The organism is Pseudomonadota bacterium, from assembly GCA_039815145.1.
Lineage (GTDB): Bacteria > Pseudomonadota > Gammaproteobacteria > Steroidobacterales > JBCBZW01 > JBCBZW01.
Map to the genome: position 1 here is coordinate 1 of JBCBZW010000067.1, position 26,046 is coordinate 26,046.

Consider the following 26,046-nt stretch of genomic DNA (forward strand, 5'->3'; position numbering starts at 1 on the left):
AGAAGTCGCACGGGGCTTTTTGTTCCTAGGCGCGGCGCGACGACGAGCGTGGCAGGCCCCACGGGAGGAGGAGCAACGCGCCTAGGGGCAAAAAGTACCCGCGAATTCTTCAACGAACTTACGGGACAGGACACTAGGATCAGTCGATCAAGCCCACGAAGGTGCCACCGTTGCGCTCACACATAGCCCGCATGAGCGTGGCGAAGCGCACACCGGTCACGCGACGGGCGGAATTGGCGAGAAACTGCGTGGGGTAGCCGACGGCGTGAATACGCACCCGTCGCGAACCCTGCGCATCGAGGCGGTTGAGCCGGTCCACCGTATCCAGCACGTTCTCCATCGATCCACCGCTCGCGAACTCATCACCGAGCACGTAGAGGCTGATGCGCTTGTCGCGTGCGTAGAAGGTGGAGATGGCCTTTTGAATCCCCTCGACGGGGCTCGAGTTGCTGAACGGCGCCCAGGTGCGCATACGATCGATCACCGCCTTGCGCCGCGAGGGCGTGTCTGGGATCCACTCGCCCGCGTAGCGCGGGAACATGTAGTCCCCCATGTCGTTCATGACCTGCATGCCCTTGACCGTGGGGTAGACGTCCAGGGTCTGCTCCAGCGTGCGCATCACCTGATCCCAGGCGTAGTTCTGCATACTGCCGGAGGTGTCGACGATGAAGACGATGTACTCCGAGTCGACGGGGATCCCGCCGATCGTATCCTCCAGGTTGCGACGGTAGTTCCGCCCGATCAGCCGTTCCATCTCTTCGCTGAGATCCTGCCGGGCCACGGCCAGGCGCTCCTCGATGATGGCGGTCACTTCCGACTCACGGCGCGTCGACTCGAACTCGCCCTGCACCTTGGAGAAATCCCCCTGCAGACGGGCCAGCAGCTCCCGGTACTCTGAGAGCTGCAACTCGCGGCCCGCGAGTTCACGGTTGAGGATGGTGGCCTGCCCGCGAATCTCCTGCAGCTGAGCCTCGAGCGCCTGGATCACGCCGTCGAGCTCTTCACCGCGTCGCTCGAGGTTGACGGGTTCGAAGAATTTGGAGATCACCAGCAGCAGGATCACCGCGCCAAAGCCACAGCTGATCACGTCGAGGAAGGAGAGGCTGACCTGCTCCACCTCGCGCCGCGAGCGGCGCCTGGAGGACGGCGTATCGCTCATGGCCAATCCCTCGAGGGGCTCATGATGGACCCGGCGGTGAACTGGGCCAGCTGCCAGAAGGCGCTGGAGGCGCGTGGATCACCCTCCATCGGGAACAGGATGATGTTCACGGGCACCTCGCTGGGCAACTGATCGATCGCATCTTCGAAATGGCGCAGGCGTTGGCGCGCGCTCACGGTGGCCCGCCTCGGCGGGTTGCGCCCTTGCGTGGGCAAGCCGTCGGTGATGAGCACGATGTTGTCCGGCGGCTCCTCGAACTCCTGGGCCACGAGGAAGGCGTTATGCAGACTAGTACCTCCGTTCGGTAAGAGCTCCTTCAGTCCGCCCACCACCTCTTCGAGGCGGGTGGCCTGATCCAGGCCCAACCACATGCCGCCGGTGCCCTCGAGCGTGGGCTGGGCGGCGGTGTTGAAGGCGTAGAGCTGGAACGCCGACTCCTGCGGGAGTTGTGCGATCAGCCATTCCACCGTGCGCACGGCGCGCTGCCATTTCGGCGCTGCCTTGCGGTCTTCATCGCGCATGTTGCGCCGGCGAATCACGTTGACGATCGTCTCATCCAGCATGCTCGCGGAGGTATCCAGCAGTACCAGCACGCGCTCGCCGTCGAGGCGCAGGCCCGTGAGGTACTGGCGCTGACCCTCACCCTCGAAGGCCCGTCGGGCGTTGCCGAAGTCCGCCCCCTCCGACTCCACCCGCAGGCGCTCCGTCTCATCGTCGACGGACTGCAGGTCGGAGGTGAGCTTGTTCACGTTCTCCCGGCTCGCCGCCGTCTTCTCCTCGAGGTCAGCGAGCTCTTCGCGGGTCAACTCCAGGCGGGAGATGAGCTGGGCGCTGCGGCCCTGGGTGGCGTCGAGCTCGTCGACCACGCGCGCCAGCGTGTTGCGCGCCTCCGCCAGACGTTCCTGCTGGGTGTCGAGGGCGAGCTCCAGGCGCGTGACCTCACTGAGCTGTTCGGCTTCGGCGTCGTCGGCGCGCACGCGCGACTCGTTGTTGATGATCATGAAGAACAGGACCACCGCGCCGAAGCCACAGGACATGATGTCGAGGAACGACAGGCTGAACGCGTTGAGGCGGCTGCGCCGTGCCATCGTCGCTAGCTCGTGACGCGCACGAGGTGCAGCTCGTGACCGGGCGTGCCCACGCGCAGGCGATCACCCAGGCGCAGGGCGGCCTGGCCATCGATGCGATGCCCGTTGAGCCACGTGCCGTGCGTGCTGTGATCGGTGATCGTGACGAGCCCGTCCGCGCCGACGCTAAGGGCGCAATGCTGGCGCGACACCCCGCGCAGGGGTGCGCCGAGCTGGAGGGCGGGGACGCCGTCGCCTCCTACCTGAGCACCGACCATCAAGGGGGTACTGGACAAGCGTTGGGCGAGCCCCTCGTACACCACGTGGGTGGGCATCTGGTCCGCCGTCGGGGTCAGCCGGGGCGGCGCCGAGGGCGCGGAGGCACTCGCCGCGCCCGCCTGCTGCCAGGCCACCTGGGTCAGGTAGGGCACGCCCTCGCCGCCGTCCTGTTGGCGTAGCGCGTCACCGAGGGCGAGGACACCGTGGGCCACCGCGTCGGGGCCCAACACCTGCACCTCAACGCCAGGCAGCTCGCCTAGCAACTCCGTAAGGCCAGGAAGCGATCCGGCACGGTGGGACAGCTGCAGCAGCAACGCCTCGCCCGGCGTACTGGCAGCGCTCACCAGCTCGAGCAGTCGCTGATATTCCTGATCGGCAGCTTCTCGCAGGGTTTGCCCGTCGACCTGCGCGCTGTGGGTCGCCCCGGAGGTGCTGATCTCGAGCGACAAGCGACCCTCGCTACCGAGGTCAGCCGACAAGGCGCGCAGCTGCTGGTACAGCTGCTGCTCGTGCTCGGCCAGGTGCAGCGGGTCGAAGCGCGTCCGCTCGACGAAGGCGTTGGCGATCGCCCCCATCCAGCGTTCGCGCAGCTCGCGCAGCCCGCTGCCGCGCGTGCTTTCCACGCCGGCGCGCGAGAGCTGTTCGCCTTGCGTGAAGCGGGTGATCAGGGCTCGGTGCAGATGCACGTCGAGGTGCATGAGCGTGCGCCCGGGGTCGCTGGCCTGCACCGCGGCCAGCGCCGCGTCGATGAGACCCGTCACCGGCAACCCGGCCTCGCGAGCGATGCCCAGCACCAGGGCCAGCTGATCGCGGTCGTAGGTACCCGGCACGGCGAGGAAGACTTCCTTCGGCTCATGGCTGCGCAGCGACTCCCACACGCGCGTAAGGTGCTCGCAGGCCAGGTCCGCCGCCGTTTGGCCGTTGGCGGCCGCACTGGCCAGGGGTTCCAGGCTGAGCTCGTCCCAGAAGCGATCGTGGATGGCGCGGGGTTGCAGGCGGGCGCGGGCGTAAGCATCCTCGCCCACCGCCTGCACCGCACCGGCCTCGAGCAGGGCGTAGCCAGGGCTCGAGACCAGCGAGGCGGCCTTGTCGTTCCAGGCGGAAACGCCCGAATCGGCCAGCTCGAGCACTAGCGTGCTCATGCGCCGCGCACCTGCAGGCGAGCGATCAGGTGCTCATCGCAATAGCTCTGCGTGTCCAGCACCAGGCGCTCCTGAAACTGCTGCAGCTGGTAGAGCACGAACATCAACACGATGCTGAGCAGGAGGGCGACGAAGGTGGAGTTGAAGGCCACGCCGAGATTGGCGGTGACGCCCGTGATGTCGCCCTCGACCGCCTTGTGCGCCTCACCGAGGGCCGCGCCGATACCGCGCACGGTGCCGATGAAGCCGACGGATGGGATAGCCCAGGCGATGTAGCGGACGAGGGAGAGTTCCGAATCGAGTCGATCGCTCTCCGCATCGCAGACCGAGCGCACGGCCGTGGAGGTATCCTGCACGTCGCGCGTGGAGGAGAAGCGATGCAGGGCGGTCAGCAGCGCCCGCGGCAGGAGCATCTGACGCTGGCCGTCGGGCAAGGCCTGCACCGGGCGCGCGTACTCGCGCGTGTCCGACGGCAGGATACTCAGGCCCTCCGCCAAGGGAATGAGTTCGCCATCGAGCATGCGTCGCTCGCCGAGCGCCTCCCATCCCTTCAGGCCGATGATGGCCATGGCCCACAACATGAGGATGAAGCAGGTCTCCTGTTCGAAGTCGCGGACCACGATGTACACGGACCGCTCGGGCACGTAGTTGGGGTCAGCTTCGATGTTCTCCGCCTGCTGCTCCATGATGGCATCGGCCAGTGGACGCACGGTGGTCACGTACACGGCGTGCACCGCTATGATCACGATCACCAGCGCGGTCAGCTGGAAGAAGAACTCGAACCCGTAGCGTCGGCTGCTGCCTGTCATGCGCGTTAACTCTTTATTCTAGATATCAACCGGAAATGCGATGTCTGTGTCCACGCGGATCTCCTCGGTGGGCACGAAGATGGTGTCATCGACACCGGCGCCGTCCTCATCCGAGGCGTCCCCGCCGTCCGTGCGCGGGCTCGCCGCCTCCGCGGCCTCTTCAGCGGTGATGGCGCCACCGCCTCCGCTGTTGCCCAGGTCGATGCGCTGGGGCGCCTCTTCCTCGCCCTGGGCCGTGGGCGCGCTGAAATCACCGGCGCCGAAGTCCTCTTCCTCCGCTGCCGGCTCGTCCTCGCCACCCTGGGCCAGCACCACGGCGCCTGCGCCGAGCAGGGCAAATAGCGCCAAGCCCATCAGGCTAAGGCGCACGGCGTTGGGTAAGGTCTCAGCGCGGATCTTGGATTCACTCATCACACACCTCTCGCTCAGCGATAGTAGCGGGCCACACGGAACCCCAGGTCTTCGCGCGCCTTGTCATCGAAGTCTCGATAGGTCAGGCGCAGCTCCGTGGCGCCGCTGGTGAGAAAGCTCGCCCCGCGCACGACGCGCTGGCGCCCGAAGTTCGGCCCCAGCGGGTCGCGCAAGGGACCGGGCTCGACATTGATCCCAAACCAGTCGTGGACCCATTCGGCCACGTTGCCGCCGAGGTCGTAGAACCCGAGGCGACCGGGCGGGAAGGACCCCACCGGCGCACTCACCACAAAAGCATCTTCATAGGTGCGAAGCTGCGCACCGACGACGGAGCGCGCTTCCGCGCCAGCGTAGTTGCCGGAGTTCTCCGTCGGCGGCAGGCGATCGCCCCAAGGGAACTTCAAGGCCTCGCCACCGGCAAAGCGCGCCAGCCACGCCCACTCAGCCTCCGTTGGCAGTCGATAGCCCGTGGTCATGGGCGAGGCGGCCACCAGCTGCCCGCCCTGATCGACGTAGGCCGGCGCCAAGCCCTCCTGGCGGCTGAGCCAGTTGCAGTACGCCGCCGCGTCCTGCCAGCTCACCTGCACCGCCGGCTGCTGCGGATCGCCCAACGGGTTCTGCGCCAGCGCGCCGGAGCGGTGGCCGCGGCGGAAGGCGCTGAACTGTGCGTTGCTGATCTCTCTAGTTGAGACGTAGAAGGGCCGCGTGAGTTCGACCTCGTACTGCACTTCGTTCGCCAGGCGATCGGGATCGCGGCGCGAGGAGCCCATGGAAAAGCGCAGGACGCCGTCGCGATTGCCCGGCACCGTTTCCGGATCGATGAACTGCAGGGCGATGCCCGGGCCCACCACCGGTTGCTTCGGTATCGCGGCGTACGCCGCATCGTCCTCAGTCAGCAGGGCGATGCTCACCTGCTGCTCGAAGCCCGCCTGGGGGGTGACGCGCGCGGTTGCCGCCGCGTAGCCCGCGCGACGCGCCTCGATCACCTGCTCCACGGCCGGCAAGCTCACCCGGGTCACGCCCGTGCCGACCGAGCGGCCGTTGACGAACAGCTCCGCATCCGCAGGCTCGACCTCGATCACCACCGTGCCCGTGATCGCCTGCAGAGACAGCTGCAAGCTGCGCTCCTGGCCGCTCGGCACCGTGACCCGCTGGCTCAGGGGCTGGTAGCCTGCCTTGCTGAGCTGGATGCGATGGCTACGATCGGGCTGCAGCTCCAACTCGACGGGAGTCTGCCCGGCGAAGCGGCCATCCACCGTGACCAGGGCGCCCGTCGGCGTCGATCGCAGGTTCACCAAGCCGTCTGCGGCCGCGAGGGTGACCGGCGCCAGGGCTTGGGGCTCTCCCGCGCGTACCTGCAGGAACTGGCGATGGCGCTTGTGCCCGGGGAGCTTCAGCTCCAACTGACGCGTGCCGCTCAAGACCTCTACGGTGGCCGGCGTGGCCCCCAGTACCTCATCGTCCACGCGGATCTCCGCGCCCGGCGGCGAGCTACTCACCTCCACGTCCGCCCAATCCGGGGCGAGCGCCAACTCCACCGTCTGCGGTCGGTCCAGTCCTTCGATGTCCACGGTGACGCTCGCCGACTGATAGCGTGGCGCGCTCGCCGCGAACACACGCTCACCGGGTTCCACCGACAGCACCTGCAGGGGCGTGGCCCCCTGCTCTTCCCCGTCCACGGTCAGGGACACGCCCTGCGGCGGATCGGTCTGCACCGTGATGCGGCCGGGGAGCTTCGCCATCTCGTAGGTGAAGGTCTGGGCAGGCGCCGCGCCGACGGTGAATACCTCCTGCAACGGGTGATAGCCCTCGAGTTCGGCCGCCACCCGATACTCGCCGGCGCGCATCAAGCGTCGCTCCGCCAAGGAGACCTTCCACAGGCCTCCTTCCACGCTGACGCTCTCCGGCGCCGGCGTGATGTCGAGAGTCACCGACCGAGCAGTGAACACAAACCATAGGCCGACGAGAAACACGGCCGCGACTAGCCCCGCGGGCACCTGCCAAGGCACGCCGCGCGAGCGCTCGACCACGGGCGCCGAACGGGAAAATTCGGCGGGCGCGATAGCGGCAGCATCGCTGCTGCCAGCGGTGCGCCCCGCTCCTGCAGCGCTGGCGCTGATGGGCGTGGCGCCGATGGCATCTCCTGCCGCCGGCGCGATGTTGGGGCTCGCCGCCAGGGCTGAGACCTCCGCCTCGTCCGGGGGCAGGGTGGCCGACAAGGCTTCGCCACCGACGTGCGTCAACGAGCACACCCCGGCAGCGGGACGGCCGACGAGATAGGACTGCCCGTCCAGGACCACCTGATCGCCGGCCCGCAAGGGCACACCGTGCTCGCCCACGGCGACGCCGTTGTGCAGCACCGTGCCGCCAGGCGCCGGGCGCAACCAGATCTCGCCCCCCTCGAGCTCGCTCAGCTCGGCCTGAGCGGATTGGCTGTCACCGATGCCCAAGCCGCCCTGCGCCGTCCGGCCGAGGGTGACCGGCAGCACGTAGGCGTCCTCTTCACCGCCCCGCCCTATCAGTAACCTGCTTGCGCTCACCGCCGCTTACCCATCGATTCAGATCTTCTCCACACAGCGCACATCGATGACCTGGCTCTGCCCGCCGACGGTCACCGTGAATTCCTCGCGTACGTCACGGTAACCGTCGCGCGTGCCGATGACCGTGTAGCGGCCGGGTCGCAGCTGTAGTTCCGTCTGTTGAAAGCGTCCCAGATCCGCCGCGCGCAGAATACGCACCTCGGTCCGGTTGTCCGACGCGAGGCGCACGAGGACAGGTTGGCGCACCTCGTCGATGGCGCGGGCGAGGCGGTCCTGGCGCTCCTCTAGCTGAGGGCCGCGAGGCGTCGCCTGGCGCGCACTGTCGAGGACCCGCGCCGCTCGCTGCAGGATCGAGTTGTCCGTTAGCCGCTGGGGGTCATCGGCGTAGAAGCTCAGCTGCTCGTAAAGCTCGCTCATGCGCGCCGCGACCTCGCGCCCCTCGCGGGCGAAGCGCAGGCTGGCATCGATGGCCAGGGCCTGGTCGTAGGCCTCCAACGCCTCACGCCAGCGTTCCTGTGCCACCAGTTGCTCCGCTTTGGTGCCGAGGGCGGAAAGCTGTTGGCCGCGCGCATCCACATCCACCTGGGCGAGCGCATCGCGTACCACGCTGGCGTTGGGGTCGAGGCGGCCGGCAGCCTCGAAGGCGCGCCTCGCCCCGGTGAAGTCCCCCGCCGACAGGGCCGCGAAGCCCTCGGACATGCGCTGATCGAAGCTCGAGCGATCGAGGCGCGAGCGCAGATTGGCCAGCGCCGTGCGCGCATCCTGACGATCGCCGTCGAGGGCGAGCACCTGCTCGTAAGCGCTGGCCGCATCGCGCAGGTCACCGGCGCGCTCCAGGTCCTGGGCCTTGCTCGTGAGCGCCAGCACCTGGTCCAGCTGCTGTGCCCGGCCGAGGCCATCGCGCGCATCGCGCAGCGAATCGTCGATGGCGAGGGCCTGCTCGAAGGCGAGAATGGCGTCCGCCGCCTTACCCGCCTCGTAGGCTGCCCAGCCATCCTGCAAGCGACTGGCGGCCACCTCCGGCGCCTGGACCTCCAATTCCTCGAACAGGGTCGCCGCCTGCGCGTAGGCCTCCGCCGATGCAATAAAATCGTTAGCCTTAAACAACTCATCACCACGATCCCCGAGCGCGACGGCCTCGAGGTAGGCGTCCCCGCCCCAATTGGCGACGTCACGGGCCTCGAGGGCCGAGCGTAGATCGAGCACGCGGTTGACGTCATCGAGCATCGCGTCGCGCTCGCGGCGCAGGCGCGCGAACTCCATCGGCGCGGCGATGCTGGACTCCGCGCGCGAAGGTTCTTCCGCGGTGGGCGCGGGCGGCGCTGAGGTGCGACCCACCGTGGCGGGTGCATCCACCTTCGGCGACAGCAAGCTCAGCACTACCCCGGAGAGCACGAGCAACCACACGGCGGACACCGCGCCGAGCAAGCGCCAGGGCACGCCGCCGCTGGCACCCCTGGAAGCCTTGCCCGCGGCGGTCGCGGCGGCCCCCACGCGGGCGACGCTGCGCACGGGCGCCGCCTGGATGAACTCGGCCGCCTTCACGGCGCGCAGGGCCAATGGTGCCCGCGTGGCATTGAAATCGGTGCTCGCCACCTGGGCGAGGGCCTTGGCCACCTGCCGCAGGTCCGCCGGGCGATCGGCCGGCGCCTCCTGCAGGCAACGGCGAATCAGGTCGGCCAGTCCGGCGCTGCTCGCGTCCGCACCGGCACTCACGCCCTCGACCGGCACGCGACCGAAAGCCAGCTCGTGCAACAGCACACCGAAGGCGTACACGTCGTCGGCGATGCTGGGGGCATCACCAGCGCGCTGCTGCGGACTCATCGACAGGGGCGACCCGCCGCTGCGCAGGGCATGCTTCGCCGGCGCATCGCTCACGATCGCGGCGACACCGAAATCGATCAGCAGCGCGTTGCCCTGCGCATCGATGAGGACATTGGACGCCTTGACGTCGCGGTGGATGACCCCGGCGTCGTGCACGGCCGTAAGGCCGGAGGCGAGTTGTAACGCGGGGCGGATCCAGTCCTCCCCCGGGGCGCCACGCAGGCTCGAGAGTTCACGCGGGCGAATGCCAGCGAGCGACACGCTGCCGGCGCTCTGGCCCAACACCGCATCCATCATGAGGAAGGACTGGCCCTCGGCCTCGATCACGTCCAGGGCGCGGGCCACGGCGCTGTGCTGCACGCGGGACATCGCCGCGCGCTCGTGCTCAAGCAACGCACGGCGTTGCGCCGCATCCGCCGGATGCCCCAAGCACTTCAGGGCTACCGGCCGGGACGCTTGCAGATCTTCCGCCAACCAGACCGAGGAGCCGTGGTGCCCGCCGCCGAGGCGCTGGCGCAGGACGAAACGATCGTCTAATCGGCGACCTTCGCTCAACACGCCGGCCACCGCTGCGGCCCTCTGCAGATTGCGCGATCGCCCTCGTTAGCCGGGTTCAACGCGGTGCGCTTTCTCCGGTGCCCTGACCGGAAGCCGCAGAACTGGTACCACTCTCGCCGTTGTCGCTCGCGGTGCTGAAGGTCTCGCCCGTCTCGAGCGAGTAGATATCACGCAAGATCGTGCGCCACTCATCGAACTGGCTGTCTAAGGAGCCCTGCAAGGTGACGGTCTGCCCTTCGATCTCGACCACCATGGGCTCCACCTCCGCCTCGAAGGATCCATTGAGCTCCTCCAGGGCTGCCGCGTGCAGGCGCGACTGTCGGCTCTTGTCGATGCCCACCTTGAGCGCGGCAATGCCGCCGGTGATCGCGGTCCATTCGGCGAGGCTGCCGGCCCTGCTGTCCGTGTTGACGAACAAGCCGCCGGCGATGGCAGCGCTGCCGATGAGCTTGTGGGCGAGGGCCTGACGCCGGATTTCGCGCAGGGTGATCACCTCATCGTAGGTGTACTTGCGCCATTCATCGTAGGGCACGTCCATCTCCTGGGCGAAGGTTTGGAAATGCTGATCCAGCGTGTCGAAGAAGAGGTACTCACGCTCGCGGATGCGGCGCATGCGCGCCACCATCGGGTCGGAGTAGGCCGGCAGGCGACGGGCCTTGTACAAGCCGCCGTCTTCGGCCAGGAAATCGCCGAACGCCTCGGGGGAGAGATCGCCGGCGAAGCGCAGCTCGGCCACCTGGCGAATCGCCACCCGTTGCTCAGGGGTGATCTGCTCCATCGCCAGGGCGAGATCGTTGGCGATGATGTTGTAGAGATCCTGGAAGGGGTCGAGGCGCTGCTGGTTGAGCGGTAGGGAATCCCGATAGGACAACTGCCCCGTTAGGTGATCGTATTCCTTCTCAAACCACAGGCGGCCGGTGGCGTCGCGGGCCTCGACACGCAGGCTGAGGCGTTCTCCGTCCGAGTGAAGAATGGCACCGGAGACGGTGAGATCAACGCTGTTCGAGGCACTCGGAATCACCCGTACCGCACCCCAATGGTTGGTCTGCTGCAGGGTCTCGCTCAACACGTAGGGGATGTAGCGAGCTTCGGCGTTGCGCACACTCTCTGAGATCGAGACCGTGTTCTTCTTCTGCTTCGTCGCCTCCTTCTCCTCGGGCGTCGGCAGGCCGGGGTCGAACACGGTGATACCCACATCTAGCAGCTGCTCCTCCGGCAACTCGACCTCGGCCTGCTGCGCGGTCACCGCGCCGGTCTGAATCACCGTCGTACTCACGCAGCCAGCCCCACCAAGGGCCGCCGCGAACGCTGCCACCAGGGCAAGCATCGGTACCTGAGAATCGCTCCAGCGCACCATTCGTCTCCTCGTCTGTTCCCGCACGACCGGCCGCACCTACCCGCGCGCACCAATCGTGCTTGTCAGCCTACGGCGGTCATCGCTAGCCGCCGGAAATACTTGCCTTGTAGCGGCGATACTCGTCCCAGAGGCGCTCGCGCAACTCCGGGTCCGACTCTCGCATAGCCGCTTCACGAATCTGTCGCGCCACCACATCGTCACCCTGAGGGTCCGGGATGTCCTCGGGCACGTCCACCCGCGTGTTCGAGCTCGGCGCCGCGACGCCGCCCTGGCCGGTGCCGCCGCCGTTGAGCACCACAGGCGTGGCCGAAGGCCCTTGCTGCCCGGATTGCGTCGCGCCGACGCCGCCACCGGCAGCACCGCTCTGCGCGCCACCGGCGTCGTTTTCCCCACCACCACCGCCGGCGCCGCCGACCACATCGGCGTAGGCAACACGCCCAGCGGCGGCCGCGGCTTCCCGCGCGTCCGCCAGTTCACCGTCGTAGTTAGCGAGGCTGCCCTGGAGTTCTTCCTCCAACTCGGCGACGCGCTCCTCTACGGTCTGTCCGCCGCCGATACCCAAATCGTCTTCGGCCCAGTCAGCGCCCTGGCCGCCCGCGCCGCCGCTGCTGCCACCGCCGACATCGGGGATAGCGCCGCCGGCGCCGCCTGGGGAACTCTGGCCCTGGCTACCGGGTTGACCGCCCTGTTGACCGCCAGTGGCTTGGGCCCCGGGCTGCCCACCGCCACCTGATTGCCCCGACGGCGGCTGCCCACCCGGGCTGCCGGCCGGGGGACGGCCTCCCTGACTGCGCGGCAACGGCAGCGGCAACGAAGCGCCCCCCGTGCGCGAGGGGATCGGCACCGCCACCACCACGCGCGGCGGCGGACGCTGGTAACCCACGTCATCGCTGCGACCGCCGGGTTCACCGGCCTCGCCAGCCACCCGCGCGCCGGCAGCCTCTCGCGCGGCCTCCGCCATCTGAGCGCTGGCGCGCTCGAGCGCTTCAGCCGCCCGTTCGAAATCTTCGGGGTCTCCGGACTCTTGCGGAGTACCGCCACCGGCGGGCTCACCGCCCTCCTCCTCACCGGGCTGACCACCGCCCGCGGCCTGCGCCGCACGCTGTTCGTCGCCCTGCTGCTCCGACCCCGCCGGCGATGAGCTGCCGCCCTCGGACCCTCCAGCACTGCTGGCGGCGTCGGCGGCCGCCTCCGATTCTTGATTCGCCTCGGCGATGGCTTCGCCGGCAGCGCGCATCTGTTCGGCCGCGCGTTGGAGTTCGATCGAGGCCTGGTAGAGGCGCTCGGCGTCATTTGTTTGGGCTACGTCCGTGGACGCGGACTGCTGGCGCTGCGCGGAGGCATCGCCGCCGGCGGTGCTCGGCGAGGACGCCGTCGAGGCCTGCGCGCCGCCGCCCGCGCTTTGATTCTGTCGTGTCGCTGCGTCGCTGGCGGCGTCGGACGCTGCCGCCACCGCTTCGCGTGCCGCGTCCACCGCCTGCTGCGCAGCCTCCTGCGCCGCCTGGGCTTGGGCCGAGGCCTGCGCTGCACTGGATGAGGAGGAAGCGGAGGACGATGACGAAGCCGCGTTCGAGGACGCCGACGCGGAGGACGACGAGGCCGCACTCGAGGACGAGGCGGACGCGGTCGCCCCGGAAGAGCTGTCCGAGGCGCTCGCCTGGCTGGAAGAGGCGCTGGCGCTGCTGGCGGAGGCGGAACTCGCGCTGCTGCTCGGTGAGCTCGCGTTGTTGGCCTGCGACTCGCTGGCCTCCTGCTGCTCCTCGAACAGATCCTCCTGCGCCGACTCACTGGATTCGCTCGGCTGGGACTCGCTGGCCGAGTCCGTCGCTTCGCTGGCCTCGGCCAGCGCTTCGTCCAGGGACTCCTGAGCCTCCTCCACCGCCTCGGAGGCGGCGTCCGCTGCGGCTACCGCCGCTTCCGCGGCACTACTCGACTCGGTCGGATCCGCGAACAGATCCGGATCGTCGTTGCCCTGGGGGCCCGCCTCGGCATTGGGATCCGGCGGCAAGGCCGACTCATCGCCGCCGCCGAGGCTCTCGCCCGCAGGGTTGGTGGACGCATCCGCGCTCGCCTCCCCGCTCTCACCCTGCGATTGGGAAGACGAGGAGGCGGACGAAGGCTCGCCGCCCCCGTCGCTGGGCTTGCTGGGCAAGCCGGGCGTGGGCTGCGACGCCGGGGCCGCGTTCGGATTGGGCAGACCGCCCTGGGGCAGGCTCGCCGTGCTCACGGGCGTCTGGCCCGGGATGGAGGGCGAGGCGCTGGGACTGGACGGCGAACTGGAGCTGGAAGAAGAAGAGGAGGAGCTGCTACTGCTGGAGGACGAACTGGAGGCCGTCTGCTGCTGTTGCTGCTGGCGCTGCTGCTGCTGGCGACTGCTGGATTGCGATTGACTCTGCTGCCCGGCCGGCGGCGTCGACGGCGCGCCGCCCGATGAGGACGGCGAGCTGGTCGGGGGCGGGGACGATGTCTGCTGCTGCTGGTCGTTGCAGGCGGCGCCCGTGAGCAACGCCCCGCTGGCGGCGGCGGCGAGGATGAGCTGTTTGGCGGTACGCATGGCGTGTCCCCTATCGCTCCACTCGTTGTCGACGGGCCGGCGGGAGCGGTTTGCCGGAGTCGGGTACCCGCAGGCTTAGAGTGGAGAAAAAGCAGATGGTTCGGCCCGACGCTGGTGGGTGACAGGCCCGATGCCCGGGAGGTGCCGTCGAAGCGCCGATCGGCTCGACGTAGACGATACAACGCCACTCCCGAAACGTCGATGACATTGCCACCGGGGCAGGGCTCGGGGCAGGATGGGGATTCACCGGAAAGGAGCAAGGTAAGGCTCGTCAATGATTCGCAAGATCTGGCGCGTTCGAAGGATTCCTGCCGCCCTCGCCTGCGGCGCGCTCGCATTGCTGATGGTCGGCTGCGCCCGCAACATCGAGGTGCCGGCAAGCGTGCCGACGCCCTTGATGGCTGCCCTGCCGGTCACCATCGGCGTGTATTACGAGGAGGACTTCCGCAACTTTCTCTACATCGAGAAGTTGCTCTACGGGCCCGAGATCAACGTCGAACTCGGCGAGGCCAACGTGAATATGTTCGATCGAATGGTCGATTCCGTGTTCAGCGCCCACGTGCCCCTGGATGAACCGCGCGGCGATGGCGTGGACGCCATCATCGCCCCATCGGTGGACGAGTACGCGTTTCTGACCCCAGACCAATCAGGCGTCGACTTCTACTCTGTGTCGATCCGCTACAAGGTCGACCTACTGTCACCGTCAGGTGACGTGCTGGACAGCTGGAAGGTGGACAGCTACGGACGCACCCGAGCCACTGGCCTGGTTGGCACCAATTCGCTCTCGCAAGCGAATGAAGAAGCACTTCGGGACGCCGCTGCGGTCCTAGCACTAGACCTACAGAAACGGCCGTCGGTCGTCGGCCTCAGCGAGGGCTCATGATGCGCAAGACACTTCCAGGCACTCACGTTCGCGGTGCGCTCGCGCTGCTCCCATTGCTCGCCGTGACCCTGTCTCAGACCGGTTGCGTGACGGCGCGTGTGGAAGAGGCCCGCCAGTCGGTGACCAGCGGAGGTATGGCCTCGGGCGACGCCGTGGTGCTCCTCACGCGGCGCTTCAACAACCAACGAGAAGCGGAGCAGGGGTTTACCAACTGCGTCGCCGATGCGCTGCTCACCGGCAACCCCGGGATGGAGCTGCGCACGGAACAGGAATTCCTGGACGGCCTGTTCCCCTGGTTCGAACCCCGCTACGCCCCCACCACCGTGGAAGACCTGCCTGAGCTGTTGGCACACCCGGGCGTCACCGAACGGCTCGAAGACACGGGGGTGCGCTACATCGTGTGGCTCGACGGCGAGACGGAAACCGTCGACGGCGGCGGCAGCATCACCTGCGAGATCGGTGCTGGCGTCGGCTGCCTGGGCTTTCAGTGGTGGGAGAACGACAGCAACTACGAGGCGTCGATCTGGGATCTGGAGACGTCCACCGATGCTGGCGTCATGACCAGCTCCGCGCGTGGTACGTCTTACCTGCCGGCGATCGTGGTGCCCATCCCCATCATCGCGCGAACGCGGGTGACCGCGTGCCGGGGCTTGGCGGACCGCCTCGTGGAGTTCCTCGCCCTCGAGGGCTAGCGCCTACTTCTTTCTCGAAGGCCGCGCTCTGAAAAACTGGCGCATGGTGACGTCTGCGGCGACCGGTTCGCCGTCGACCAATGCCGGTCGGAAGTGCGCCGCTCGAATGGCCGAGAGCGATTCATTCTCCATCCGTCGAGTGGCTGTGCTGTCGGAAACACGGGCTTTGGTCACCCTCCCCTCAGGGCTCACGGTGAAGGTCAACTCCAGATAGTTTTCCGGGCTCAGACCAGGTCTTGAGCGCAAGCTCGGGTACACGTACTGCGGATAGATGTACTCGACCTGGTAGGGCTGGCTGAACTGCGCCTGCGCACGCCCACCGCTGCTGTCCGTTTCCGCCAGGAGCTGCCAAACGCGTTGGTAGTTGACCACGGCCTCGCCAGGGTTGTTGCTCTGCAGGTACCAGTCACCACGTATCAGCAGGGCCTCGACGTAGTCGTCGACGTCCGCGTACTCGTCGTTCTCGTACAACGACACCGCCCGATCCAGCGCACGCTTGCCTTCGCCCCGGAAGTAGCTGCGCTTCGAGTAAGTAAGCGCGATGCCCTTCAGCGGCTCTACCAGGCGCAGATCATCTTCCCCGTAAGCTTCTTCCAAGATCTCCAGCGCGCGGCGATACACGGGCAGCGCCCGCTGAAAGTCCTGCAGGCCGACGACGTAGAAATCCGCGTACTCGAAGAGCGCCGGAATGAGGTCCGGCGAGCCCTCGCCGTACTTCCGTTCGTGGATACGGAGCATGAAATCCTGCTCGCGCTGCGCCCTTTCGATCTGAGAGCTGTCGAGGTAGAAATCGGACAAGGCCCGCAGCACTTCCACCTGGTCCAGGTTGGTGATGCCAAGACGCCGGTGGGTGATGAACTTGGCCCTCAGCAACGCACTCTCCGCCGCCTCGACCTCACCGAGCTCCACCAACTGCTGGGAGAGGTTGCCGAGCATGTCCACAAGGCTGAAGCTGTAGAGCCCATCGTAGCGTTCCGTGAGGGCGATCACCCGTTCGAACAAGCGCCGAGCGTTGTTGTGGTCTCCAAGGCGTCGATACGAGTGGGCGTGCAGCCTGATATAGGGCAGCGCTTCGAAGCTGTCTGCGCCGTAGCGCTCCTCGTATATCTCGCGCAGCAGAGCGGCGGATTGCAGTGCCTTTTGCGCGTCACCCGACTCCACGTAGCTGCTGTGGGCGGCGACCAGCTGGTCGATGAGCTCGCGGCTGAACGCTTCTGCGTCATCGGCGACGGCGGCGGGCTCGTCAGCGTTGCTCACGGTGGGGGCGACGGCGTCCGTCTCCTCCGCCTCCTGACTCAGTGCCGTGCTCGCCCCGAGCAACAACAGCAGCAGGGGACCTCCCAGCAGGCCGATCAGCGCATTGCGCAACTCACTCACTCCCACGCGATCACTCCAGAATCTTCACGTAACTTCCGGGCTCGGGTTCGCCCTCGGGGAACATGCCATTGATCAGGCGCAGCTGCTCCTCGGCGAAGTGCGGTAAGCGCGAGGTGGCCGCCAGGTACGCAAAGGTCATGCCCGGTTGTACCCGCTCCAGGCGAATGATGCGTGGACGGGCCAGGTCGCGCTCCTTCGACGTCAGCAGGCGCAAGCTCGTAATCGCGCGCTTGAACTCCGCATCGTACGTCAACTGGTCGGTCGTGCTCTGCACGGCGCCAGCGAAGATGTAGGCCTGATCGCCCACCAGCACCACGCCGTAGCGCACGTTCCTCGGCCCGAAGGGCGAGGTGGCACGTTCGGCGATCGCCGTGTAACCGGGGAAGCCGTTCACGTCCACAGGGTACGCATCGAGCAGGGTCGCGTCCCGCCCCACGCGGCGCATGAGCACCTCCTTGGGATCTCGCGCTCGCGTGTTCTTGTACGCCTTTACCTGCAGCACGGCATCGGCGTCGGTCGGCTCGGCGAGGATCTGGTTCTTGCCCATCTTGACGATCCAACCGAGCGGCACGCGCAGGCCCACCCCCATGTCGGGGTTGTGCTGCTCGCCGCGAGCCCGCCGGGGCTCCGCCGGCGACATGCCGAACATCATGCCGTCGCTGAAGTTCAAGAAGGTGAACTCGTTGAGCACCTCGCCCTCGGCACCCTCCTTGGCCTTGCCCGCCTTCTTCACCACCTCGTGCAGGCGGGTGTCGGCGGAGGGGTGAGAAGCGAAGACGCCGTGGTAGACGTTGGGTTCGCGATCTTCCACCTCAGCCCGCTTGAGCTCGAAGATCTCCTGATCTTTGAGCACGCGGATGACATCGATCATCGCCTCGGGGTCGTAGCCGGTCGCGGCCAGGTAGCGCGCCCCCGCCTCATCCGCCTCGAGTTCCAGGCCGCGGCCGTAGCCCGCGGTGAGCACGGATCCAGCGAAATCACCCGCGAAAATCGCCCCGGGCACGCCGGTGGCGACCGCGAGCAGCGTGCCGAGCATGTTGGTGAGCTGGGAATTACGTTCGCCCCGCGCCGCATGACGCAGAGCCACATGGCCCACCTCGTGGCCGAGCACGGCAGCGAGTTCGGCCTCGCTGTTGAGGTAGCTCATCAGGCCGCGGGTCACGTAGATGTAGCCGCCGGGCGCCGCGAAGGCATTGACTTCCGGCGAATCGAGCACAGTAAAGGTGTACTTGAGCTCGGGGCGCTCGCCCACCGCGGCGAGGCGCGAGCCGACCGAGCGTACGTACTCGTGCAGTTTCTCGTCCTTGTAGACGCGATACTGGCGGAGGATCTGCGCGTGGGCTTGGCGGCCGATGAGGATCTCCTCCTCTTCGGTCATCGCCGACGCGTGGAGCGGCGCGAACAACGCAGCGAATAGGGCGAGAGCGGTAGGAAATGACCAAGCGTTACGAGTGTTCATGCTCACCTCTGACCGGATCCAGCGGATTTAGTTTTCCACTTCAGGCGGCGGGACTGACGACAGTAACGGCCGCCCCGACGGCAGGCAAGGAAGGCGGTGGTGACGACGGCAGGATCCTTCGATGAGCGCAGATGGGGAGCTCTGGCCGGGCTGGCGCGTGGTCCTTCGAGGCCGCGACTACCAACGACTGGCAGATCGTGCGTTCGTCCTGACGGCCTTGGATCTGCCCTGCGAGTGGGCGCGCGACCCGCAGGGCGCCCTGATGCTGCTGGTGCCGGAGCCCCTCGCCGCCCACGCGCTGGAGCAGATCGTCCGCTACGAGGCCGAACACCAGGGCGGGCAGGATCGCTGGGGCACGGGCGCCGATACGCTCGCGCGGCCGCGTCAGGCGGCGCTCGGCGCACGCTTCGGCGCCATGGCCCTGGTTCTGACGCTGGTGTTCTTCGCCTTTGCCCAGACCACCTTCCTTGGCAGTCGGGACTGGTTGGAGGCCGGACGCCTGCAAGCCGGACTGGTCCGCGATGGCGAGTGGTGGCGCGTATTCACCGCCCTGACCCTGCATCTGGACATGGCCCACCTGCTCGGCAATCTGGTGTTCGGGGTGGTGTTCGGGTTCATCGCCAGCCTCTCGCTCGGGAGCGGAGCCGCGTGGCTCACGATCCTACTGTGCGGGGCCGCCGGCAATCTGCTCAATGCCTGGCTACAGCCGATCAGTCACTCGGCCGTCGGTGCCTCCACCGGCGTGTTCGCCGCCCTCGGACTCATCGCGGCGTTCCAATGGCGAGTGCAGTTGGCCCAGGCCGGCGAGCGCTGGCTGCGGCGCCTCGGCCCCGTGGTCGCCGGTGTCGCCCTCCTCGCCTTCCTCGGCGTGGGCGACGAACGCACGGACGTCGGGGCTCACCTGACCGGCTTTCTCTGCGGCCTCGGCGGCGGCTGGGCGTGGGGCGAGGTGCTGCGTCGCCAGGGCCCCCCGAGCATGCGCGCCCAGTGGACCATGGCGGGGGTCGCCCCGACGCTGCTGGCCCTCGCCTGGTGGATCGCCTTCGCCAGTTGAGTCAGGCCCCGGTGCGCGTGCGCTCCAACTCGTCGATCGTGCGCGGCCAGTCTTTTTTCAGCAGGCGCGACAGGGAGCGATCGGCAAGCAACTTGCCGTCCGTCTGGCAGCGGGGGCAGTAGTTGGTCTCGTTCTCCGCGTAGCGGATACGTTGCACTGCCGTCTCGCAGCGCGGGCAAGGCTCACCGTAGCGCCCGTGCACGGCCATGCCTTCGCGGAAGGCGGTGACCTTGGCCGGGAAGCGATCGCCGTAGTGTGCGCGCAGGCGATCGCGCCAATCGACCAACACGTGCTGCACAGCCTGGAACAGGCGCTCGCACTGCGCGTCGTCGAGGCGTGAGGTCAGGCGCACGGGCGAGAGCTTCGCCTCGTGCAGAATCTCATCCGAATAAGCGTTCCCTATGCCACTCAGCAGGCGCGGGTCGGTCAGGAAGCGCTTCAAGGTATGGTTGTGCTCGGCAACGATCTCCCGGAAGCGCTGCAGGCTGAGGCCCATCACCTCCTCGCCACCGGGATCGAGGGCGGCGAGCGCGTCCTCCCCCCGCACCAGGTGCAGCGAGGCGCGGCGCTTGGTGCCCGCCTCGGTCAAGAGCAGACATCCCCGATCGAAGTGTATTCGTAGCAGCCCCTTGCGCTTCGGTGCGCCCGTCGACCAGTGCAAGCGCCCTGCGATCATCAGGTGGATAACCGCGTAGAGGTCGCCTTCCACGTGCAGCACCACACGCTTACCAAGGCGCGAACAGGCGATCACGCGACGACCTGCAAACTCTGCCACCGCCGGTGACACAGTGCGCAACACGAAGGGGTTGGTGATCTCCAAGCGCTCGAGGACAGCGCCGACGACCCTCGCCTCCAGCGCCTCGATGTACACTTCCACGTCTGGAAACTCCGGCACCTATCGCCCCTTCCGCCAAGGTATCCGCGTGCCCACTGCCCTCTCCTTCGCCGACCTGGTCACCCTGTCCGCCGCGCTTACCGAAACGCGTAGCCGCAAACGCAAGACCACCCTGGTGGCGGAACTGCTCGCCCCGGCCGATGAGCAGGATGCCTTCCTCGCCGCCTGCTATCTCACGGGGACCCTGCCCCAGGGGCGCATCGGTATCGGTTATCGCACGGTGCAAGCCCACCTCACCAGCGAGGGTGAGCCCGCCACCCCGACCACCCTGACCCTGGCCCGCCTGCACGACACCCTGGATGCCCTCGCCGCCACGCGCGGCGCTGGGTCACAGGCCGCTCGGGGAGAAGCCTTGCGGACCTTAGGAAGCGAGCTCTCGCAGGCGCAGCGCGACTACCTCGGACGCCTGCTGGTGGGAGAGGTGCGGCACGGTGCCCTGGAGGGGGTGATGGCGGATGCGATCGCGCAAGCCTACCAGCTCGATCTGCCCCTGGTGCGCCGCGCTGCCATGCTCGGCGGGGACCTGCCGACGGTGGCACGCCTCGCCAGCCGAGGGGATCACGCCGCCCTGGCTGCGGCTCGCCTGCGCCTGCTCCATCCGCTGCAGCCCATGCTGGCCCAGTCGGCCAAGGACATCGCCGATGCCCTCGCCCACTGCCCGCGCCCGGTGTTCGAGAGCAAGCTCGACGGGGCCAGGGTGCAAATCCATCGCCAGCACGACGAGACGAAGGTCTTTACCCGCCAGCTGCACGATGTGACCGCGGCGGTCCCCGAACTCGTGGAGTGGGCCATGGCTCGCCCAACGCCCACGTTCATCGTCGAGGGCGAGGCCATCGCGTTGCGCCCGCAAGACGATCGCCCGCTGCCCTTTCAGAGCACCATGAAGCGCTTCGGGCGGCGCCTCGACGTTGCCGCGATGCGTGAGCAGATCCCCCTCAGCCTGCGCCTGTTCGATTGCCTACACCTCGACGGTGAGGACCTCATCGACCAACCCCTGCACGCGCGACTTCGAGCCCTGGGCTCGTTGGCGCCCGCCGGCGATCAGGTGATGAGGCTCGAGAGTGCGGACCCCGAGCAAGTGGGCAGCTTCGTGGACCGCGTGCTGGCGGATGGCCACGAGGGGGTGATGGCCAAGGACCTCGACTCCCCCTACGCCGCCGGGCGCCGCGGCGGGGCCTGGCTCAAACTGAAACCCACGCATACCGCCGATCTCGTGCTCATCGGCTGCGAATGGGGCAGCGGAAGGCGCAAGGGCATGATGAGCAACCTGCGCCTCGCGGCCCGCGCCGGGGAAGATGGCTTCGTCATGGTAGGCAAGACCTTCAAGGGCCTCACGGACGAGGTGCTGCGCTGGCAGACCGAGCAGCTGCCTCCCCTGGCCCAAGGTCGCGACGCCCTCGGCATCGAGCTGCCCCCACGCATCGTTTACGAAATCGCCTTCGATGGCGTGCAGGCGAGCCCCCAGTATCCGGGCGGCCTGGCCTTGCGCTTCGCTCGCTATCGGCGCCGGCGCGACGACAAGGCCCCACAGGAGGCAACGACGCTCGATGAGTTGCGCAAGCTCCTGCCCACCGCGTAGGCCGAACCCCTGCAACCGGGCGCTACCAAATCGCAGGACGATCGTTTATCGTGCGCCGCGGAGTCGACCCGGGGTCTGCGATGGGGCGTCCGAGCGCAAGCGATCCGCGGTCAGCGACGCCTCCACCTGCGCCTGCGCGCACTGCCCGAGCCCACCCTCATCGTCTAACACGGGGCCGTGACCACCGCTATGAAGATCGCCATTGTTACCGACGCATGGAAGCCGCAGGTTAACGGCGTCATTACAACGCTGGTCAACACGGGCGAGTGCCTCATCGCCGACGGTCACGAGGTGCACTACGTGACGCCGCAGGACTTCCTGCGCACGCCCTGCCCCACCTACCCGGAGATCCGACTCAGCCTGTTCCCCGGCCGCAAGGTGGCACGCATGCTCGACGAGCTGCAACCCGACAGCATTCACATCGCCACCGAGGGCCCCCTTGGGCTCGCCGCACGCAAGTACTGCCTGAAGCGAAAGTTGCTCTTCACAACTTCCTACCACACGCGCTTCCCCCAGTACGTACGCGCCCGCTTTCCCATTCCCCTGAGCTGGTCCTACGGCTACATGCGTTGGTTTCACAGCGCCGCCGCCCACACCATGGTGGGCACGGAGACCCAGCGCGAGGATCTGGTGGCGAACAACTTCGAGAACGTCGTGCTTTGGCCTCGCGGGGTCGATACGGAGGCCTTCCACCCCGACGACAAGGATTTCCTCAAGGACGAGCGCCCCATCTCCATGTACGTCGGCCGGGTCGCCGTCGAGAAGACCCTCGAGGACTTCCTGAGCCTGGACATCCCCGGCACCAAGTACATCGTCGGCGATGGCCCCGCCCTCAAGCAGCTGCAGCGGGACTTCCCCGAGGCGGTGTACACGGGCTACCGCTTCGGCGAGGAGCTCACCCGCTACCTGGCAGCGGCAGACGTCTTCGTCTTCCCGAGCCGAACGGACACCTTAGGCTTGGTGCTCCTCGAGGCGATGGCCTGCGGGGTGCCGGTGGCCGCTTATCCTGTGATGGGCCCCATCGACGTCGTCGATCGTGGGGTCACGGGCATTCTCGATGAGGATTTGGCCGCCGCCGTGAAGGGCGCCCTGGCGCTAGATGCGAAAGACTGCCGCGAAGCGGCTCTGGAACGCTCCTGGCGATCCGCCAGCCGCAGCTTCTTCGCCAACCTCGTCGACGCCGCCCGGCCCGACGGACAGGTCGACGCGCGGAACGAGCAGAAGGTCACCTGAGCGCGGTACTCACCACGCGTCATCGTCGAAATTCGGCGGTCGCTTCTCCCGGCGTGCGGCCAGCCCTTCGTGCACGTCGGCCTGACGGAAGCCCATGAACTCCATCGCCAGGGAGGCATCGAAGGCGGGTCCCGCCTGGCGCAACCAGTTGTTGAGGGCGTACTTGGTCCAGCGAATCGCTGAGGGGCTGCCATCGGCAAGGTTGGCGGCGACGTCCACCGCCCGATCCGCCAGCTCCTCTCGCTCGACACAAAGGGACACCAGCCCCATGCGCTCGGCCTGCTCGCCGGAGATGGGGGTGTTCGTGAGTAGGTGGTAGCGCGCCTTGGCCAGGCCGCACAACAGCGGCCAGATCATGACGGCGTGATCGCCTGCCGCGACGCCCAGGGTGACGTGTCCATCGAGCAGGCGTGCGTCGCGCGCCGCGATCGAGACATCCGCCAGGAGGGCGACCGCCAGGCCGGCACCCACCGCCGGCCCGTGGATGGCCGACACGATGGGTTTGGAGCAGTTGATGATGTTGTAGACGAGATCGCGCGCCTCACGCCAGACGCGCTGCAGGGCACGGTCGTCGGCCACCATCTCGTCGATCAGATCGTAGGCGCCGCCGGCGCAGAAACCATCTCGGCCGCCACCGGCGATCAACACGGAGCGCACGTTGGCGTCGCCGTCGGCTGCCGTCCACACGTCGGCCAAGTCACCGTGCATGTCGCCATCGGCGACGGCGATCTCGAGCCCCGGCGCCGGCGGAAGCTCGATCTGGAGCACCCCGGGATGGGGTGTGGAGAAATCTAGGGAAGGGTAGTCGTTGGCGTACTGATCAAGGTCCATGGGCCGGCTCGTGCGCGCTTGGGAGACACACCAGTCTACCCCGAGCCGACCTGATGGGCCTGTCGCTGACCGGGGAGACCGGCCGACGCCGCGACGATCATCGCCTAGGGGCTAGGCGGACCGTCGGGCGCCGGCCAGTGAGCCGGCAGCAGAGGCCCCCGATGGCCTGATCAGCCGACGCGAGCGAACTCGGTGACGGACGCCGCGGCGGGCTGCGTCACCTGGCGCGGACCGAGGACCGCCTCGAGCAGATCACCCACCGTGGCGCCGCCTTCCACCGAATGGCGCAGGGAGCAGTCACGGTTGAGCGTGTAGTGGTTACGACGGCCCTCACGTTCGCGGATCAACACACCACCGGCTTCGAGCTCGGCGACGATGCGCTGGACGGCGCGCTCGGTGATGCCGACGGCGGCAGCCACATCGCGCAGGCGGGCGTTCGGATCACGGGCCAGGCACACCAGCACGTGGCCGTGGTTGCTCAGATAGGCCCAGTTCGACTTCCGGCTTGAGGATTCCTGCATGTCGGTTACTCCGTTGTTGAGTTCGGGGAACACACGAAACCCTAGTCACCACAATCGGGCTTGTCAATGGAATGACGAACATTGAGATCGACAAAACCTAGACAAAACTGATCCAAAACTCCGCCACCTCCTCCCGATTACGTATTTTCTCCTTCGTAATCCGGGATTTAGTCGCATCTAGGGCTTCGCAGCTGCTGCCGTATACGGCAACTCAACCATGACTTCGACGCCGCCTTCGATTCGGTTGTGAATTCGCAAACGTCCGCCGTGCGCCTCCACGATTTCGCGGCACAGGGGCAATCCAAGCCCAGTCCCGGTGCGTTTGGTGGAGTAGAACGGCAGCAACGCGCTGCCCAGAGTCTCCTCCGACATGCCCTGACCGCGGTCCCGCACGAGCAGGCGCACCCGCCGGGGGTCCTCCACGATCTCCAACTCGACCTGCTCCGTCGCGGATCCCGACTCGTGGGCGTTCTTGAGCAAGTTGATCATCACCTGCTCGAGCTGGGCCGGATCGGCCGTCAGTGGCCGCTGAGGGGGTGCACCGGTGGCGCGGAAGCTCACCACTCCGCCCAGGCGACGCAGGAACTCCTCGCCGTCGATCGCTTCGGGCCTGGGCGAGGGCAGCTTGGCGAAGCGCGCGTAGCTTTGGATGAAGCCGCTCAAGTGCTCCGCGCGCTCGACGATGGTGTCGAACACCAGATCGAGGCCCGCGGGGGCTCCCTCGTGCGTCTCCACCAGCCGCCGACCCGAGTTGGCGAGGGAGCGCATCGGTGCCAGGGAATTATTCAGCTCGTGGGAGATCACGCGGATCACCCGTTTCCAGGTGCTGACCTCCTGGCGAGAGATCTCGGCGGTGAGCTGCTTGATCTGGTAGAGCTGATGCTGACGCGCGTTGAGGGTGAAGGCGCGCCGGCTCACGTGGTACACCTCGTGCTGGCCGTCGATCTCTACCGTGCAAAGGCCGTCGCGATCGCGTTCGAGGGCCTCGCGTAGTCCTTCAGGGGCCTGGCCGCGCAAGGTGTCGAAGGCGAGACCCTCCACCTTGGCGCCGCGGTTGAAGAGTTGGCGAGCCGACGCGTTGCTGTAGATCACGCGCCCGCCGGAAGACGTGAGCAGCAGCGCCAGGGGACTCGCCTGCAGCACCGTATCGAGCAAGAGCTCGCGCTGGAACAAGGTCAGGCGCTCATCGCGCATCACCTGGGTCAGCGTGTTGAAGGCTTCGGAGATGCCGCTGAGCGCGTCCAGCCCCGAGGGAGCACCGACGCCGGCGGAGAAGTCGCGGTCCGCCAACCGCTCCAGGCCGTCGCCGAGCGCGATGAGCGCGCGGCGCTGGGGGCGCCACAGCAAGTGTGTGCTGACCACCGCCCCGAGCACGCCAACCGCGAGGCCCGCCACCACACCTAGCAACGGCGCTTGCAAACTCAGGCTGACGTAGGCGGTCACGGCCACGGCTGCCGCCACCGCAAGGCCCACGAGCGCGGCTGCCCGCCCCTCGAAGGAAATCCTGACCGCCATCGCGCTGCTTTCTCTGCCCCCGAACCCCAGATCCTACGCTCACTCTAGTGGGCCGCTTGGTAAATAAGGTAACGCTCAGTCTGTGCAGGGGCGCTGCCAGCAAGGCGCGTCGCGCAGCCAATGGCCCCGCCATTGGTAAGTGGCGCAACGCCGGTGGCAGCGCCCCTGCACAGACCCGAAGGGCGAGCCTGACTGACGCCATTGCGGCGTTGGGGGTGCGCACCCAAAAAGAGTGAGATAAAGAGCACGCCCCCCGATACCGGGAGCCCAAACCCCGCCCGGAGGGTTTGCATTGTTTACAAAAGGC

General features: G+C 67.6%; 20 protein-coding genes. 5 read left to right on the plus strand and 15 right to left on the minus strand.

All coding sequences use genetic code 11. The annotated features are described in order from the left end of the window. Positions 1-139: 139 nt before the first annotated feature. The 9 genes from AAF184_15835 to AAF184_15875 all read right to left on the minus strand — a co-directional run bounded on the left by AAF184_15835 (position 140) and on the right by AAF184_15875 (position 13,700). Entirely contained in the window at positions 140-1,159 is a 1,020-nt protein-coding gene (locus tag AAF184_15835; GenBank protein MEO0423809.1) for a VWA domain-containing protein, read from the minus strand. Beyond that, a complete protein-coding gene (locus AAF184_15840) occupies positions 1,156-2,247 on the minus strand; it encodes a VWA domain-containing protein (protein MEO0423810.1) in 1,092 nt (363 codons plus the stop codon). Before AAF184_15840 ends, AAF184_15835 begins: the two co-directional genes overlap by 4 nt. Positions 2,248-2,252: 5 nt before the next feature. Continuing rightward, positions 2,253-3,647 (minus strand): FHA domain-containing protein, encoded by a 1,395-nt coding sequence (locus AAF184_15845; GenBank protein MEO0423811.1) that lies wholly within the window; start codon positions 3,645-3,647, stop codon positions 2,253-2,255. After that, on the minus strand, positions 3,644-4,456 hold the full coding sequence (locus AAF184_15850; protein ID MEO0423812.1) for a MotA/TolQ/ExbB proton channel family protein: 813 nt from the start codon (positions 4,454-4,456) through the stop codon (positions 3,644-3,646). The genes AAF184_15845 and AAF184_15850 overlap by 4 nt, the downstream gene beginning before the upstream one ends. An 18-nt stretch (positions 4,457-4,474) precedes the next feature. Then, complete coding sequence (locus AAF184_15855) at positions 4,475-4,867, minus strand: hypothetical protein (GenBank protein ID MEO0423813.1); 393 nt, start codon at positions 4,865-4,867, stop codon at positions 4,475-4,477. A 14-nt stretch (positions 4,868-4,881) separates the two neighbouring features. Continuing rightward, entirely contained in the window at positions 4,882-7,407 is a 2,526-nt protein-coding gene (locus AAF184_15860; protein ID MEO0423814.1) for a PEGA domain-containing protein, read from the minus strand. Between the two features lie 18 nt (positions 7,408-7,425). Beyond that, positions 7,426-9,786 (minus strand): protein kinase, encoded by a 2,361-nt coding sequence (locus AAF184_15865; GenBank protein MEO0423815.1) that lies wholly within the window; start codon positions 9,784-9,786, stop codon positions 7,426-7,428. Between the two features lie 58 nt (positions 9,787-9,844). Next, entirely contained in the window at positions 9,845-11,146 is a 1,302-nt protein-coding gene (locus tag AAF184_15870; GenBank protein ID MEO0423816.1) for a hypothetical protein, read from the minus strand. 82 nt (positions 11,147-11,228) lie between these two features. Then, positions 11,229-13,700 (minus strand): hypothetical protein, encoded by a 2,472-nt coding sequence (locus tag AAF184_15875; protein MEO0423817.1) that lies wholly within the window; start codon positions 13,698-13,700, stop codon positions 11,229-11,231. Between the two features lie 274 nt (positions 13,701-13,974). Here AAF184_15875 and AAF184_15880 point away from each other — a divergent pair, with 274 nt between their 5' ends. Both AAF184_15880 and AAF184_15885 read left to right on the plus strand, forming a co-directional pair. Beyond that, a complete protein-coding gene (locus tag AAF184_15880; protein ID MEO0423818.1) occupies positions 13,975-14,583 on the plus strand; it encodes a hypothetical protein in 609 nt (202 codons plus the stop codon). Then, positions 14,583-15,275 (plus strand): hypothetical protein, encoded by a 693-nt coding sequence (locus tag AAF184_15885; GenBank protein ID MEO0423819.1) that lies wholly within the window; start codon positions 14,583-14,585, stop codon positions 15,273-15,275. Before AAF184_15880 ends, AAF184_15885 begins: the two co-directional genes overlap by 1 nt. 3 nt (positions 15,276-15,278) lie before the next feature. Here the strand turns inward: AAF184_15885 and AAF184_15890 are convergent, their stop codons facing one another. Together AAF184_15890 and AAF184_15895 are read right to left on the minus strand one after the other, a co-directional pair. After that, on the minus strand, positions 15,279-16,652 hold the full coding sequence (locus tag AAF184_15890) for a TonB family protein (GenBank protein ID MEO0423820.1): 1,374 nt from the start codon (positions 16,650-16,652) through the stop codon (positions 15,279-15,281). Between the two features lie 10 nt (positions 16,653-16,662). Beyond that, positions 16,663-18,111 (minus strand): M48 family metalloprotease, encoded by a 1,449-nt coding sequence (locus AAF184_15895; GenBank protein MEO0423821.1) that lies wholly within the window; start codon positions 18,109-18,111, stop codon positions 16,663-16,665. 121 nt (positions 18,112-18,232) lie between these two features. Between AAF184_15895 and AAF184_15900 the strand changes: the two genes are divergently transcribed. Continuing rightward, complete coding sequence (locus AAF184_15900; protein ID MEO0423822.1) at positions 18,233-19,165, plus strand: rhomboid family intramembrane serine protease; 933 nt, start codon at positions 18,233-18,235, stop codon at positions 19,163-19,165. Position 19,166: 1 nt separating this feature from the next. Here AAF184_15900 and AAF184_15905 read toward each other — a convergent pair whose 3' ends face one another. Then, positions 19,167-20,042, minus strand: a complete 876-nt coding sequence (locus AAF184_15905) for a DNA-formamidopyrimidine glycosylase family protein (GenBank protein MEO0423823.1) — start codon at positions 20,040-20,042, stop codon at positions 19,167-19,169. Between AAF184_15905 and AAF184_15910 the strand changes: the two genes are divergently transcribed. Together AAF184_15910 and AAF184_15915 are read left to right on the plus strand one after the other, a co-directional pair. Further along, entirely contained in the window at positions 20,029-21,639 is a 1,611-nt protein-coding gene (locus tag AAF184_15910; GenBank protein ID MEO0423824.1) for an ATP-dependent DNA ligase, read from the plus strand. The two genes, AAF184_15905 and AAF184_15910, sit on opposite strands and share 14 nt — an antisense overlap. 189 nt (positions 21,640-21,828) lie before the next feature. After that, positions 21,829-22,872, plus strand: coding sequence for a glycosyltransferase family 1 protein (locus tag AAF184_15915; GenBank protein MEO0423825.1), 1,044 nt, complete (start codon positions 21,829-21,831; stop codon positions 22,870-22,872). 9 nt (positions 22,873-22,881) lie between these two features. Here the strand turns inward: AAF184_15915 and AAF184_15920 are convergent, their stop codons facing one another. The 3 genes from AAF184_15920 to AAF184_15930 all read right to left on the minus strand — a co-directional run bounded on the left by AAF184_15920 (position 22,882) and on the right by AAF184_15930 (position 25,739). Further along, positions 22,882-23,703, minus strand: a complete 822-nt coding sequence (locus AAF184_15920; protein MEO0423826.1) for an enoyl-CoA hydratase/isomerase family protein — start codon at positions 23,701-23,703, stop codon at positions 22,882-22,884. Positions 23,704-23,873: 170 nt separating this feature from the next. Beyond that, entirely contained in the window at positions 23,874-24,224 is a 351-nt protein-coding gene (locus tag AAF184_15925; protein ID MEO0423827.1) for a winged helix-turn-helix domain-containing protein, read from the minus strand. Between the two features lie 177 nt (positions 24,225-24,401). Further along, entirely contained in the window at positions 24,402-25,739 is a 1,338-nt protein-coding gene (locus AAF184_15930) for an ATP-binding protein (GenBank protein ID MEO0423828.1), read from the minus strand. Positions 25,740-26,046 lie beyond the last annotated feature (307 nt).

Coding starts and splice junctions, on each gene's coding strand:
- AAF184_15835 (MEO0423809.1), bottom strand. CDS start 1,159: ATGAGCGATACGCCGTCCTCCAGGCGCCGCTCGCGGCGCGAGGTGGAG.
- AAF184_15840 (MEO0423810.1), bottom strand. CDS start 2,247: ATGGCACGGCGCAGCCGCCTCAACGCGTTCAGCCTGTCGTTCCTCGAC.
- AAF184_15845 (MEO0423811.1), bottom strand. CDS start 3,647: ATGAGCACGCTAGTGCTCGAGCTGGCCGATTCGGGCGTTTCCGCCTGG.
- AAF184_15850 (MEO0423812.1), bottom strand. CDS start 4,456: ATGACAGGCAGCAGCCGACGCTACGGGTTCGAGTTCTTCTTCCAGCTG.
- AAF184_15855 (MEO0423813.1), bottom strand. CDS start 4,867: ATGAGTGAATCCAAGATCCGCGCTGAGACCTTACCCAACGCCGTGCGC.
- AAF184_15870 (MEO0423816.1), bottom strand. CDS start 11,146: ATGGTGCGCTGGAGCGATTCTCAGGTACCGATGCTTGCCCTGGTGGCA.
- AAF184_15875 (MEO0423817.1), bottom strand. CDS start 13,700: ATGCGTACCGCCAAACAGCTCATCCTCGCCGCCGCCGCCAGCGGGGCG.
- AAF184_15880 (MEO0423818.1), top strand. CDS start 13,975: ATGATTCGCAAGATCTGGCGCGTTCGAAGGATTCCTGCCGCCCTCGCC.
- AAF184_15885 (MEO0423819.1), top strand. CDS start 14,583: ATGCGCAAGACACTTCCAGGCACTCACGTTCGCGGTGCGCTCGCGCTG.
- AAF184_15895 (MEO0423821.1), bottom strand. CDS start 18,111: ATGAACACTCGTAACGCTTGGTCATTTCCTACCGCTCTCGCCCTATTC.
- AAF184_15900 (MEO0423822.1), top strand. CDS start 18,233: ATGAGCGCAGATGGGGAGCTCTGGCCGGGCTGGCGCGTGGTCCTTCGA.
- AAF184_15910 (MEO0423824.1), top strand. CDS start 20,029: ATGTACACTTCCACGTCTGGAAACTCCGGCACCTATCGCCCCTTCCGC.
- AAF184_15915 (MEO0423825.1), top strand. CDS start 21,829: ATGAAGATCGCCATTGTTACCGACGCATGGAAGCCGCAGGTTAACGGC.
- AAF184_15920 (MEO0423826.1), bottom strand. CDS start 23,703: ATGGACCTTGATCAGTACGCCAACGACTACCCTTCCCTAGATTTCTCC.
- AAF184_15925 (MEO0423827.1), bottom strand. CDS start 24,224: ATGCAGGAATCCTCAAGCCGGAAGTCGAACTGGGCCTATCTGAGCAAC.
- AAF184_15930 (MEO0423828.1), bottom strand. CDS start 25,739: ATGGCGGTCAGGATTTCCTTCGAGGGGCGGGCAGCCGCGCTCGTGGGC.